We start from the raw sequence: 13,125 nt of genomic DNA, 5'->3' as shown, positions 1-13,125 counted from the left end.
AATGCCGGGCTTTTTGCATGTAACAGGACGTGAAAACAGCCCGGCCACACTGGCCTGGCGCGGGCCGGCCCGCTAGCATCGCGGGTTGCCGCCTTGAGGTCTGTCGGCCTGCATGGCTTTTCCAGCTTCGCTTGCTTGCTATCGATTCCATGAACACCTCCCAGCCCGCCAACGCCCAGGCCATCCTTGAGGGCGAAGCCCTGCATGCCTTCATGGACCAGGCGCACGACCTGCTGCAACAGGAAGATGAAACCAGCCCCATCGCCCCGGCCGAACGCCAGGCGGCCGTCATGGAGCTGCTCTCGCAGCAGCGCTTCGCGCCGGCCACGGTGAGCGAGCTGGAGCGTCTGCACGATCTCTGGCTCGACCTGGAACGGCCCGAGACCGCCAACGCCCTGCTGCGCGAGCACCGCGATGCCACGCTGCAGCACCTGCAGGGTGACAACCACCTGCTGGCCACGGCCAGCCTGGCGCTCAGCGACATCCAGAGCCGGCTGCGCTTTGACCGCGAAGGCGGCGTGGCCCTGCTCGCGCCTGCCGCCGATCTCATGGGCCGGCTGCCGCACACCGGCGAGCCCTATCGCTACTGGAATGGCTGGCACTACCTGGCCCGCGAGGCCCAGGCCTGGGAACTGGCCGAGCAAGGCGTGGACCTGCAGCGCAACCACGAGCGCAGCGACCCCGACGGCGAGGCATCCCCCGCGCGCCGCGACGCGCGTGCCAGCCTGCGCAAGGCCGAGCTGGCCCGCCTGCGCGGCGACGTGCCGGCCACCGTGCGCCATGTGCAGGCCGCCACGGCGCAGTTGGCCCTGGCAGACGCCGACCAGAACGTGGACTTCGACGACTGGCTGCACCTTGCGCGCGAAGTGCTGCCGCTGGCCCCGCAAAGCGTTCCGGCCGTGCTGATGGCGGCGCAGCAGCACCTGGCCCGCACGGAAAGCCCCGCCGCATCGCAGGCGGTGCGCGCGCACCGCAAGGTCCATGAGGCACGGCTGCAGGCCATGGCCTGCCATGCCATGGGCCAGCCAGAGGCCGCGCTGCAGCTGGCCGAGCTGGGCCGCTTCGGCCTGGTGGACGACTCCGACGACGCCTTCAGCGGCCTGGTGCTGCAATGGCTGCAAGAGGCGGGCCGCCTGGCCGATGCGGCGGACCTGGCGCTGGAGAGCGTGCTGCACAGCCGCCCCGGATCGGCCCGCCAGGGCTATGAGCTGGCACTGCGCATGGTGGACAGCGACACCGCCCACGCCCCCGCCTGGGCGCTGATCCTGGCCTGGGCGGGACTGGATTCCGACATGCAGGAGATCCTGGAAGACAGCCCGGCTGCTGCGCGCAGCGCCGACGACTACCTGGCCCTGGCGCGTGCCCAGGCGCCCGGCCATCCGCTGCTGGACATGATCGACGGCTGGCGCCTGGCCAGGAACCACCAATGGGAACAGGCCCTGCCGCTGCTCGAGCGCGGCGTGGGCGAGCAGCCCCGGCACGCCAACTCCGAGCTGCTGCCCATGCTCTGGGCCGCGCGCTTTGCCGCGCTGCCGGCCGCACAGGCGCTGCAGCGGCCCTTTCCCCAGGGCTTCGGCGCCCACTGGTGCTATGCGGCGGGCGTGACGCTGGATGACGAGGACGACCTGGCCGCCCTCATGGGCGAAGGCCGGCAGGTGCCGGGCGACGAGGTGCGCGAGCCGCTGGTGCAGCGCTACTACGAAGAGGGCCTGGCCCGCTTCGAGGCCTTCTGGGCCAGCGGCCAGGGCCGGTACAAGGACGCGCACCTGCACGTCTACTCCATGCTCTGCAACAACCTGGCCATCAAGTACCGCTCGCAGCAGCGCTATGAAGAGGCTGCAGCCCTGCACCACAAGGGACTGTCCAGCAGCCCCTTCGCCGAGCACCATGACGGCCTGCTGTGGTGTGCCATCCGCCGTGACGACCGACCCGGCATCGTCACGGCGGCAGAGCAGCTGTGGCACTTCACCCAGGACTACGGCTACAGCCGCCACTGCCCCACCGACTACTTCCCCAGCGCGGCGCTGGCGCTGTACCAGCTGGGCCGCGCAGGCGAGATCGGCATCTGGCTGGAGCGACTGGACCAGTGGTTCGAGGAACTGGACGCAGACGAGCAGCGCGAACAGCGGCGCGACTACCTGGCGGCCCTGATGTCCCTGCTCGACTTCTTCTCCGAAAGCCATGGCGACGTGGTGCGCCCCCGCCTGGAGGCCCTGCTGCCCGAAGTGCGCGCCCTGGGCGAGTGCTACACGCTGCGCCGCCTGGCCTGCGCCATGGAAAGCTGCGGCCCCATCGATCAGGCCGTGGCCCTGCACCGCGAGGCCATCGCCAAGCTCACCCCCGATGACAGCGAGGCCGAGCACAAGATGGCCAGGGACGGCCTCCAGCGCTGCCTCAAGCTGCACTCGGACAGCAAGCCCTGGTGGAAGCTGTGGTGAACCCGGGAGCCGCCACGGCAGCCAGCGCCTACCGCCCGCGCGACGTGGTCAATGCGCCGGACATCAAGCAGCGCATCCGCGAGCGCAGCGCGGCGCGCGGCGACAGTCAGGAGATCGCGGCCTGGCTGGCCAACCACTTCTACCGCCACGTGATCGGCAACCTCGACGCCGATCCGCCGGCCGTTCAGCCCATCTCCACGCATGCCGAACTGCTGCGCCTGCACCGGCGCACCGAGCCTGCCGCCTGGGCGCTGGAGCGCCTGCGCGCGCATGCGGCCCGCCAGCCACCGCTACAGGACAGCCCTGCGGCCGGCGCCAGCGCACCGCTGTGGTGGGTGGAGCCTGACAGCGCCCCGCTGCTGGCGCTGGAAAGCCGGCTGCTGGAGTTCCTGTCCACCCGGCGCGGCACGGCGCTTCAGGGCAAGCTGCAGCGCATCAACTGCCCGCAGGCCCTGGCGCGCTGGACGCTGGAGCACCTGGCCTTCGCCAGAAAAAGCGAAAGCGGCTGGGCCGAGCACCGGCCCGGCGCCGTGCGTCCGCTGCTGCGCGGCCAGTTGGGCGTGTTCGTGGAATTCGATGCCCAAAGCCCGGACCTGCGCGCCGAAATGGCCTATGAAAGCCAGATGATGCGGCACTGCCTGGGCCAGTTCAGCGCGCGCGGCGCGCTGCGCGGCGGCTACGGCGAGCACTACGCCGAAGCCTGCGAGCAGGGCCGGCTGCGCCTGTTCAGCTACCGCACGGGCACGGCCCAGCCGCGCATCACCGTCAGCGCCCAGGTGCTTGACGGCGGGCGGCTGCGCATCGACCAGATCAAGGGCAAGCAGAACCGCCCGCCGATTGCGCGCTACCTGGCCGACGTGCTGGCCCTGCTCAACCACCTCGATGCCGATGGCGAGGCGCCAGCGGATGCCCTTGCCATGGGCATCGTGCGCCGTCCGGCGCATCTGCTGGCCTCGGGCCACACCGGCGCCTGGTGCGCGGCCAGCGAGCTGCACACCGAAGCCGAGCAATTGTGGCTGCTCCAGGCCCACCCGGCGCTGCTGGAGCAGCTGGATATCCGGTCGCCCCTGATGCAATGGCTGGTCGCGGCACGCCGCGACACCGTGCCCGTGCCCGCCTTCGAGCGCATGCCGCGCAGCGCGGCCCTGCAGCAGTCGCTGGAGCTGGCGCGGCGCCGGGCAGGATCGCCGGGCAGGACAGGAAATCCGCGATGAACGCCTTCACTCTTGTTGTGCTGTCTGCATTGGTCTGGTGGGCAGTGCGTGCCGGCCTGCGCCGCAGGCGTTCGGCGCGCCAGCGCGGCGATTTCAGCAGCTACCGCAGCGGCGATGCGGCGCTGGACTGGGCCCTGGCCCTGGCCCATCCCATGGCCTTTCACGCCATCCAGGGCGGCTTTGCAGACCGGCAGCTCCATGGTGCCGACGACGCCCTGACCACCCAGCTGCGCCCCATGGTGCTGCACCACCTGGGCCTGCGCACCGACCTGGACGATGCCCAGATCGCACGCCAGTTGCCCGACGGCCTGCGCCAGCGCTGGTTCACGCTGGACCTGCAGCGCCTGCAGGCCGGCGACGATCCCCATGCCGCCATGGCCTTTGCCTGCGCGCGCGTGGCCTTCCACGTCCGATGTGCATGGCTGCTGGGCTGGCTGGACGAGGCCTTGCACCAGCAGATCCTTCACCTGAACGCATGCCGCGCGCGGGATTGCTTTGACAGCTGGCAGGCCTTCGGCCAGGCCTATGCGCGGGGCCGCAGCCAATGGCTGGCCCGTGGCCGGGCCGACGTGCTGGGCCGCAGCGTGACGCCCGAGGAGGTGCAGCAATGGGTGGCCGATCCGCGCCATCCCTGGCATGCCATGCCCTGGCAGCCGCAGGCGGTGCGGTGACGGCTGCCCGGTGGCCCGGCCCTCAGCCTTCGCCGTGCACCTTGGCGAAGGTCAGGATCACCTCCCGCACCACCTGGCGTTGCGGCGCGGGCAGCCTCAGAAAGGCGTCGAAGGTTTCGCGTTCAAGATAGCCCACGCCCGGTTCCTGGCATTCGTGCTGCGGCGGCAGTGACCGCTGGGCAGGGTCGCCAAAGCGCAGCACTTCGGGCTCGATCCTGAGCAGCTCGGCCAGCAGCACCAGCTTGTCCTGCTCGGGCACGGCCTCGCCGTTGAGCCAGCGCGCAACCGCCTGGAACGAAATCGGCCGCCCCCAGTAACTGGAATTGAACAGATTCAGCAGCACGCTGGGCCGCGGCTCCAGACCCGCAGCCTCGATGGCCTGGCGCAGGCGCTGTGCGAATTCGAGCTTGTTATCCATTCCGAAACCCTGGATTTCTATGGAGCTCTCATTGGACCATCGATTCAAGAGCCGGCGCCAAGCCCGGCGCCTTGCCTGGCAGGCGCTCAGGCGAAGATGCTGCGCGCCTCGGTGAAGCGCCTGGCGAAATAGGGGTTGTCCATGCGCACGCGCTGCACCGTGCCGCCGCTGGACGGCGCATGCACGAACTGGCCGTTGCCCACAAAGATGCCCATGTGCGAATAGCGCGAGCCCAGGGTGTTGAAGAACACGAAGTCGCCGCGCTGCAGGCTGCGGCTGCCCACGGGATTGCTGAACTGCGCCCACTGGGCCGTGGTGCGCGGCAGGCGGCTTTCGGTAATGCCGCCCACGGCCCACTGGATCAGGCCGCTGCAGTCGAAACCGCCGTCGGGCGAATTGCCGCCGTAGGTATACGGCGTGTTGACCACGAGCATGGTGCGCGCCAGCAGGGCCTCGCGCAACTCGCCATCCAGGTTCAGGGCCTGCGGCGAAGGAGCAGGCCCGGGACCCGCGCCCTTGCGGGGAGCAGACGAGCAGCCGGCCAGCAGCGCAGCCGCCGCCAGCAGGCCCCAGTCACGGCGAGACAGCCGCGATGCAGTCACGCGGGAAGCCGCAAGGGAAGTCGAAACGCCAGCCTTCATGGCGCCGCATGTTCTCACAAAGCCCCGCAGCGGCCAAAGAAAAGCCGCAGGCTGTGCTGCGGCTTGACTGTCCATCGGCGGGGCCCGGCCCGCTCAGAACGGCAGCTTGGGCATGCCGCCGCCACCGCCCATCATTCCCTTCATGGCCTTCATGCCGCCCATGCGCTTCATCATCTTCATGAGGCCGCCGCCCTTCATCTTCTTCATCATCTCCTGCATCTGCTCGAACTCCTTGAGCAGGCGGTTGACTTCCTGGACCTGCACGCCTGCGCCATCGGCAATGCGCTTCTTGCGCGTGGCCTTGATGATCTCGGGCTTCTTGCGCTCCTTGGCGGTCATGGAGCAGATGATGCCTTCCTTGCGGCGGATCTCGCGCTCGGCCTTGTCCATGTCCACCTGGCCGGCCTTGGCGGTGAGCTGTGCCGGCAGCTTGTCCATGAGGTTGGACAGGCCGCCCATCTGCTTCATCTGCTGGATCTGGGCCAGGAAGTCGTTGAGGTCGAAGCCGTCACCGCTCTTGACCTTCTCGGCCAGCTTCTGCGCGGCCTCCATGTCCACGCCCTTGGTGACCTGCTCGACCAGGGCCACGATGTCGCCCATGCCCAGCACGCGCTGCGCGTGGCGGTCGGCGTCGAAGACTTCCAGGCCGTCGATCTTCTCGGACACGCCGGCGAACTTGATGGGCGCGCCCGTGATCTGGCGCACCGACAGCGCCGCGCCGCCGCGCGAGTCACCATCGAGCTTGGTGAGCACGATGCCGGTCAGGGGCAGGGCCTCCTTGAAGGCCTTGGCCGTGTTGATCGCATCCTGGCCCTGCATGGCATCGACGACGAACAGGGTCTCGACCGGCTTGAGCGTGGCGTGCAGATCCTTGATCTCAGCCATCAGCAGCTCGTCGATGGCCAGGCGGCCGGCCGTATCGACCAGCAGCACGTCAAAGAAGTGGCGCTTGGCGTAGTCCAGCGCGGCCACGGCAATGTCGTGGGGCTTCTGGTCTGGCGTGGAGGGGAACCACTCGGCGCCAGCCTGGCCGGTCACGGTCTTGAGCTGCTCGATGGCGGCCGGGCGGTACACGTCGCCCGACACGGTCAGCACCTTTTTCTTGCGCTTTTCAATCAAGTGCTTGGCCAGCTTGGCCGTGGTCGTGGTCTTGCCGGCGCCCTGCAGGCCGGCCATGAGGATGACGGCAGGCGGCTGGGCGTTGAGATTGATGTCGGCCACGCCCTCGCCCATGGTGGCGGCCAGTTCCTTGTTGACGATGGACACCAGCAGCTGGCCGGGCTGCAGGGAGCCCAGCACCTCCTGGCCCAGCGCCTTTTCCTTGACGCGCGCAACGAAGTCGCGCACCACGGGCAGGGCCACGTCGGCCTCGAGCAGGGCCATGCGCACTTCGCGCAGCATGTCCTGTACGTTGGATTCGGTGATGCGGGCCTGGCCGCGCATCTCCTTGACGAGTCGCGAAAGTTTGTCGGTCAGAGCGGAGGCCATAAGCGGGGAGGAACTGGAGTCGTCGGAAAGGAAAAGGTGTGCTGCAGCGAGCCAGCCGGGGCCAGGTTGCCGAATGGGGCCAGGCGGGGCCGGGTCGCGGCACGGACCCTGCAGATCCCGACGATTCTACCCGCTGCCCCTGCAGGGGTAAGTACCGGCCTTCCCTGCCGCGCAGCGGGCACCGGCCGGCAGTAACATCCACACTGTTTCCATAGATTATGGCTATCGCCCTGTGCAGTGCCGGCTTGCTACCGCCTAGGAGTCTTCATGCCCGATACGCCGTATGGCCAGTTCCTGGACCGTGTGCCCGACGGTTTTCTTCTGTTTGACGAGCAGGGCAGCCTGCTCGATGCCAATGCCCATGCCTGCGCCAGCCTGGGCCATCACAAGGCCGCCATGCTGGGGCTGGGCATCATGGAAGTGTGGCCCGACGCGGACGGACTGCGGCGCGGGCCCTGGCAGGACATGGCCGTGGACAGCCAGGCCCATCTCTGCGGCCGACTGATCCGCCGCGACGGCGCCAGCTTCCCCGCCGAGCTCCATATCTATTGCCAGTCGCTGTCGGGCAGGCGGCTTTTCTTCACCACCTGGCACGAGCTCAGCGAGCGCGCCGGCCAGGACGAGCCGATCGGCCAGCCCGATGCGCAGCTGGAGCCGCTCCTGCGAAAAAGTACCGGGCCGTGGCAGGATTCGACGCGCCTGCTGGAAGCCGTGATGCACGAAACGCCCGACCTGGTCTTCGCCAAGGACCGGCAGGGCCGCTACACCTTCGTCAACCCCGCCGCCGCGCGCTTTTCCGGGCGCACGCCCGAAGACATCGTGGGCAATACCGACCAGGAGCTTTTCCCCGACAGCAGCTTCACCCACAGCGACCGCCGGGTGCTGGACAGCGACGCCCCCGTGGTGTCGGAGGATCATTTGCTGGTCAACGGGCAACGCCGCCTCTTCCAGTCCACCAAAATTCCTTACCGCAATGACGAGGGCCGGACCGTGGGCGTGCTGGGCATTGCGCGCGACATCACCCTCATGCGCCAGACCGAGTCCCAGCTGCAAAAAAGCTACGACGTGCTGCGCCAGGCCGAACAGCTGGCGCGCCTGGGCAGCTGGACATGGGAGCTGGACACCGAGCACTTCCAGGCCTCGGAGATGATGTATGTGATGAACGGCCTGGACCCCCAGGGTCCGCCGCTGACGCGCCATGCCCTGCGCGCCATGCTCGGACCGCAGGATCTTGCCCGGCTCACCGCTGCCGTGCAGCTGTGCATCGGCACCGGCCAGTCCTACAGCCTCGATGTCGTGCACCACTGCCCGGACGGGCGGCGGTTCGCGGCCCGCCTCATGGGCCGCGCCCTGCGCGACGAGCAAGGCCGCATCGTCGCGCTCAGCGGCACGCTGCAGGACCTGTCCGAACGCGAGGACGCACGCATGCGCCTCGAAGCCCTGGCCGACAACCTGCCCAGCGGCGCCATCTACCGTCTGGAAGGCGGCCTGGCGCAACTGCGGCTCAGCTACATCAGTGCCGGCATAGAGAACCTGATCGGCGTGCCGGCCCACGCCATCATGGCCGACCGTCAGGTCTACCTGAATGCCATCCATCCCGAGGACCTGCCGCACTACCAGCAGATGCTGCAGTGCTCGGTCGATACGCTGCGGGTCTTCGACTGCCGCTTCCGCGTGATCAGGCCCGATGGTGAGGTCCGCTGGCTGCGCTGCCGATCGGCCCCCCGGAGCAGCCACGAGGGCATGGTCTGGGACGGCATCATGCTGGACATCACCCGCGAGCGCGAGGCCGAGCAGGCGCTGCAGCAGGCCAAGGAGGCCGCAGAAGCGGCCGAACGGGCCAAGTCGGATTTCCTGGCCATCATGAGCCACGAAATCCGCACCCCCATGAACACCGTCATCGGCATGACGCGCCTGGTACAGCAGACCGCGCTGACATCACGCCAGCGCGGCTACCTGGAGAAGGTGGAGCGCTCGGCCAGCGCCCTGCTGGCCGTGATCAACGACGTCCTCGACTTTTCCAAGATAGAGGCGGGCATGCTGGCGCTGGAGGAAGTGGATTTCGCCCTTGACGATGTGCTGGAGACCGTCTCGGCCTCCACGGCGCTGCGCGCAGAGGAAAAGGGGCTGGAAGTGGTCTATGCGCTGGACCCGCACCTGCCGCCCCGGTTGCGCGGCGACCCGCTGCGCCTGGGCCAGGTGCTGACCAACCTGGTCGGCAATGCCATCAAGTTCACCGAGCATGGCGAGGTGGTGATCTCCCTGCATCTGGAGCCGCCGCTGGCGTGCGCGCCGGTGGAGGCCGGCGCGCACGCCACGGCAGCGCCCCTGCACCACCTGTGCGTGAACGTGCGCGACACCGGCATAGGCCTGGATGCATCGCGGGCCGAACGGCTGTTCCAGCCCTTCACCCAGGCCGACATCCAGACCACGCGCCGCCACGGCGGCACCGGCCTGGGCCTGGCCATCTGCCACAGGCTGGTGCAGCTCATGGGCGGCGAGATCAGCGTCTGCAGCCAGCCCGGCCAGGGCAGCAACTTCCGCTTCACGGCCAAGGTCCGGCCTGCCACGGATGCGCCGCTGGACGGCCACGACAACCTGGGCAGCACCGGCGTTCTCATCGTCGATGACAACGCCAGCGCGCGCGAGGCCCTGGCCGCCATGGTGCGCAAACTGGGCATGCGCTGCGATACGGCGGCGGACGGCATGCAGGCGCTGCACATGCTGCAAGAGGCCGCACGCCAGGAATCCCCCTACGGCCTGGCCCTGCTGGACTGGCGCATGCCCGGCATGGACGGGCTGGACCTGGCACGCCGCATGCGCGAGCAGCAGGACCTGGCCAAGACCCCGGCTGCGCTCATGGTCACGGCCTTCGGGCGCGACGAAGTGCAGCTGCAGGCCGCGCAGTTGGGCCCGCGGGGCCTGCTGATCAAGCCCTTGACCGCATCGGCACTGCGCTCGTGCATCCGGGAGGCACTGCGGGACCCCGAATCACCCCCGCCGGAAAGCCCGGCGGCCGGCCCCTCGCCACAGCAGCGCTACCCGGGCCTGCCTGGGCGCAGGGTGCTGGTGGTGGATGACAACGTACTCAACCGCGAGGTGGCCACCGAGCTGCTGGAGCAGGCCGGCATATCGGTACAGACTGCGCAGGACGGTCTGCAGGCGCTGCAGCTGCTGGACACCCAGCCTTTCGATGCCGTGCTCATGGACGTGCACATGCCCGGCATGGACGGCCTCAGTGTCACGCGCACCATCCGCACGCGCAGCGCGCTGCGGCATCTTCCGGTGATCGCGCTGACTGCGCAGGCCTATGTCGAGGAGCGCGCCCGGATCGAGGCCGCAGGCATGAATGCCCATCTGACCAAACCCGTTGACGATGTGCTGCTGTACGAGACACTGCAGCGCTGCCTGCGCGCGGGCCCTCCTCCAACGGCAGCGCTTGCGCCGGCCGCGCCCTTGCAGCCGACGCCGTCAAGTCCTGCCCAGGCCTGGGATCCGGCACGGCTGCGGCAACGCCTTGCCGGCCAATCGCCGCGCATGCTCCACGCCATCGAAGGCTTTGCCCAGGACTTTGCCGATGCGCCGCAACGGCTGCGCGATGCCGTGCGCAGCGGACATTGGGACACCGTGGCAACGCTGGTGCACACCTTCAAGGGCAGTCTGGGCTACCTGGGTGCGGACCTGCTGGAGCAATGGTCGGCCATGGCCGAGACCGGTGCGCAAGCCTGCCTGTCAGGCGACGGCAATGGCGCCCACGCCCGGCCCGGCGGCGATCTGCAATCCCTGGTCCAGGCGCTGGCCGATGGACTGCAGGGCCTGCTGGCGGAAATCGCCCGGCGGTCCGGGCAGACGGCCGTAGTGGCCGTGGCGTCCGCGGCCGCCGTGACCGCCGTGACCACTGCCGCGCCCCCCCCGCAGCGGCAGCCGATGACCGCGGAAGAAGTCTCGTCCACCCTGGCTCGGCTGCGGCTGCAGATTGCCGACAGCGACTATGCCGCCTTGGCCGAACTGGATCGGCTGCGGCCCCTGGTCGACGGGCGCCATGCGTCCGTGCTGCAGCGCATCCAGCGCTGCACCGAGTCCCTGGAAACCGAGGCGGCGCTGCAGGCGCTCGAACAGCTGGCGCGGAGCATGGCCGTGAACCGGACGGTTCTACAGGGAGCTGCAGATGTTTGAAGCCTTGACCGGGCCGGAACTGCCCACGGTCCTCATCGTTGACGACGAACGGCTGAACCGCAGCATGCTGGCCGAGCTGCTGAGCCCCCACTACCGTGTGCTGCTGGCCAAGGACGGCCCGGGTGCGCTGGTGATCGCCCAGCGCGAAGCCCACCGGCTGCAGCTGATCCTGCTGGACCTGGCCATGCCCGGCATGAACGGCTACGAGGTGCTGGGTGCGTTGCGCGCCCAGGAGCGCACCGCCCATATCGCCGTCATCTTCATCACCGGCCAGAGCAATGCCCAGGCCGAGGAATACGGCCTGCGCCTGGGCGCGGCCGACTATGTCTCCAAGCCCATACGTCCCGCCGTGGTCGAGGTGCGCGTGCGCAACCAGATACGCCTGGCCCTGCAGCGCCAGGCCCTGGAGCGCCTGGCCATGGTGGACGGACTGACAGGGCTGGCCAACCGCCGCCACTTCGACGACATGCTGGAGCGCTCCCACCGCCGCAGCCTGCGCACGGGCGAGTCCGTGGGCCTGGCTCTCATTGATATAGACCACTTCAAGCAATACAACGACTGCTATGGCCATGTGCAGGGGGACGAGGCGCTCAAGGCAGTGGCCGCCACGCTGCAGCGCCATGCGCGCCGGCCCTACGACCTGGCAGCGCGCTTTGGCGGCGAGGAATTCGCGCTCATCCTCCCCGGCGAAAGCGACGCCCAGGTCATGGCCGAGAATTTCCGCCAGGAAGTGCTGCGCCTGTCCATCGCCCACGCCGCCTCTCCCACGGCGCCGCTGCTCACCGTCAGTTGCGGCGTACTCACCGTGCGGCAGCCGTCTGCCGCGCCTTTGGAAACCTGGCTGCAGAAGGTGGACGGCCTGCTCTACCAGGCCAAGGCCCTGGGGCGCAATCGCATCGAGGCAGCCATCGAGCCCTGAAGAAAATGCGCTCCGAACCACGGCACGGCGCCCGGATTCTGAGCCTGCACAACCGGCGGCAGGAAAGCCACAGCTATCATAGAAAGATGCTCTCCGTCCCCCTGATTTCCGCCAACGCATCGCCCCTGGGCTGGATGCTGGCGCTTGCCGCAGCCGTGGCCTATGCCGTGCCGGCCGCCGGTGCCCGACGCATCAGCCATGCCGGCGCCCGCGCCGCATTGCGCCTGGCCTGGGTGCTCCACGCCCTGGCCCTGGCCTGGGGCCTGCTCGGGGAACAGCCGCACTTCGGGTTCGCGCCAGCACTGTCCATGACGGCCTGGCTGGTGCTCACCGTCTATGGGGTCGAACAGCAGTTGTTCCCCAAGATGCGCGCGCAATTGGCGCTGTCAGCGCTGGGCACGGCCGCCGTGCTCCTGGCCGCGCTGTTTCCGGGAACGCCCCTGCATGTCAACGCCTCGCCCTGGCTGCCGCTGCACCTGGCGCTGGGCATTGCCTCCTACGGACTGTTCGCCGCCGCCGTGGTCCATGCCTCGCTGATGACACGCGCCGAGCAGCACATGCGGCTGGGCGGTGGCGGGCATGACAGCGGCCTGCCCCTTCTCACGCTGGAGCGCCTGACCTTCCGCTTCGTGTCCGCAGGCTTTGTGCTGCTCACGGCCACGCTGGCCGCAGGCTGGCTGTTCGGCGAACAGCTCTACGGCAAGGCCTGGGTCTGGAACCACAAGTCGGTGTTCTCGCTGCTGTCGTGGCTGACCTTTGCCGTGCTGCTGATCGGCCGTGCGCGCTTTGGCTGGCGTGGCCGCAGCGCCGTGCGCGTGCTCTACGCAGGCGCCGTGCTGCTGCTGCTGGCCTATGCGGGATCACGCTTCGTGATGGAAGTGCTGCTGGAGCGCGCCGCATGAAGTACCTGCTGGTCCTGATCGTCATCGTCGTTGCCGTCGGCGTCTGGCGCAGCCAGCGCCGTGCCGAGGCCCGCGAGCGGCGCCAGGCGGCTGCGCCGCGCAACCCGGCCAACCCGGCCAACGCGCCGCTGGCGGCTCCACAGGACATGGTCGAATGCGCGCACTGCGGCCTGCACCTGCCGCGCAGCGAAGCCATCGAGGCCGCAGGCCGCAGCTATTGCAGCGCCGAGCACCGGGCCCTGGCGCAACGGCGCTGAG

The 13,125-nt window shown here is 69.0% G+C and carries 10 protein-coding genes; 7 read left to right on the top strand and 3 right to left on the bottom strand.

The genetic code is table 11. The features are described from left to right. Positions 1 to 149 precede the first annotated feature (149 nt). From PO605_RS05400 to PO605_RS05390, 3 genes are read left to right on the top strand one after another with little or no spacing between them, the layout of a single operon-like run. The gene (locus tag PO605_RS05400) at positions 150 to 2,438 is read left to right on the top strand and encodes a hypothetical protein (protein ID WP_272206167.1); all 2,289 of its coding nucleotides are present in this window, start codon (positions 150 to 152) and stop codon (positions 2,436 to 2,438) included. Beyond that, entirely contained in the window at positions 2,435 to 3,652 is a 1,218-nt protein-coding gene (locus tag PO605_RS05395; RefSeq protein WP_272206166.1) for a hypothetical protein, read from the top strand. The genes PO605_RS05400 and PO605_RS05395 overlap by 4 nt, the downstream gene beginning before the upstream one ends. Beyond that, complete coding sequence (locus tag PO605_RS05390; protein ID WP_047217459.1) at positions 3,649 to 4,323, top strand: DUF1266 domain-containing protein; 675 nt, start codon at positions 3,649 to 3,651, stop codon at positions 4,321 to 4,323. The genes PO605_RS05395 and PO605_RS05390 overlap by 4 nt, the downstream gene beginning before the upstream one ends. Before the next feature lie 22 nt (positions 4,324 to 4,345). Here PO605_RS05390 and PO605_RS05385 read toward each other — a convergent pair whose 3' ends face one another. From PO605_RS05385 to ffh, 3 genes are all read right to left on the bottom strand, one after another. Then, complete coding sequence (locus PO605_RS05385) at positions 4,346 to 4,741, bottom strand: helix-turn-helix domain-containing protein (RefSeq protein WP_016447991.1); 396 nt, start codon at positions 4,739 to 4,741, stop codon at positions 4,346 to 4,348. A gap of 86 nt (positions 4,742 to 4,827) precedes the next feature. Continuing rightward, positions 4,828 to 5,382 carry a C40 family peptidase gene (locus PO605_RS05380; protein WP_016447992.1) on the bottom strand — a complete coding sequence of 185 codons (555 nt, stop codon included), beginning with the start codon at positions 5,380 to 5,382 and terminating at the stop codon, positions 4,828 to 4,830. A 93-nt stretch (positions 5,383 to 5,475) separates the two neighbouring features. Next, positions 5,476 to 6,870: a signal recognition particle protein gene (gene ffh, locus PO605_RS05375; protein WP_016447993.1), complete on the bottom strand. Its 1,395-nt coding sequence runs from the start codon at positions 6,868 to 6,870 to the stop codon at positions 5,476 to 5,478. A 267-nt stretch (positions 6,871 to 7,137) separates the two neighbouring features. On the opposite strand from ffh, the gene PO605_RS05370 reads away from it, so the two are divergent. From PO605_RS05370 to PO605_RS05355, 4 genes are all read left to right on the top strand, one after another. After that, positions 7,138 to 11,046: a response regulator gene (locus PO605_RS05370; RefSeq protein WP_272206165.1), complete on the top strand. Its 3,909-nt coding sequence runs from the start codon at positions 7,138 to 7,140 to the stop codon at positions 11,044 to 11,046. Continuing rightward, positions 11,039 to 11,965, top strand: a complete 927-nt coding sequence (locus PO605_RS05365; RefSeq protein WP_016447995.1) for a GGDEF domain-containing response regulator — start codon at positions 11,039 to 11,041, stop codon at positions 11,963 to 11,965. Before PO605_RS05370 ends, PO605_RS05365 begins: the two co-directional genes overlap by 8 nt. Before the next feature lie 86 nt (positions 11,966 to 12,051). After that, complete coding sequence (locus tag PO605_RS05360; RefSeq protein ID WP_082001586.1) at positions 12,052 to 12,867, top strand: cytochrome C assembly family protein; 816 nt, start codon at positions 12,052 to 12,054, stop codon at positions 12,865 to 12,867. Further along, positions 12,864 to 13,124: a PP0621 family protein gene (locus tag PO605_RS05355; RefSeq protein WP_272206164.1), complete on the top strand. Its 261-nt coding sequence runs from the start codon at positions 12,864 to 12,866 to the stop codon at positions 13,122 to 13,124. Before PO605_RS05360 ends, PO605_RS05355 begins: the two co-directional genes overlap by 4 nt. Position 13,125 lies beyond the last annotated feature (1 nt).

The organism is Delftia sp. DT-2, from assembly GCF_028401915.1.
In the GTDB taxonomy this organism is placed as follows: Bacteria; Pseudomonadota; Gammaproteobacteria; order Burkholderiales; family Burkholderiaceae_C; genus Comamonas; species Comamonas tsuruhatensis.
The sequence above is the reverse complement of the archived record's forward strand: the minus strand, read 5'-3'. Positions and strand labels throughout refer to the sequence as shown.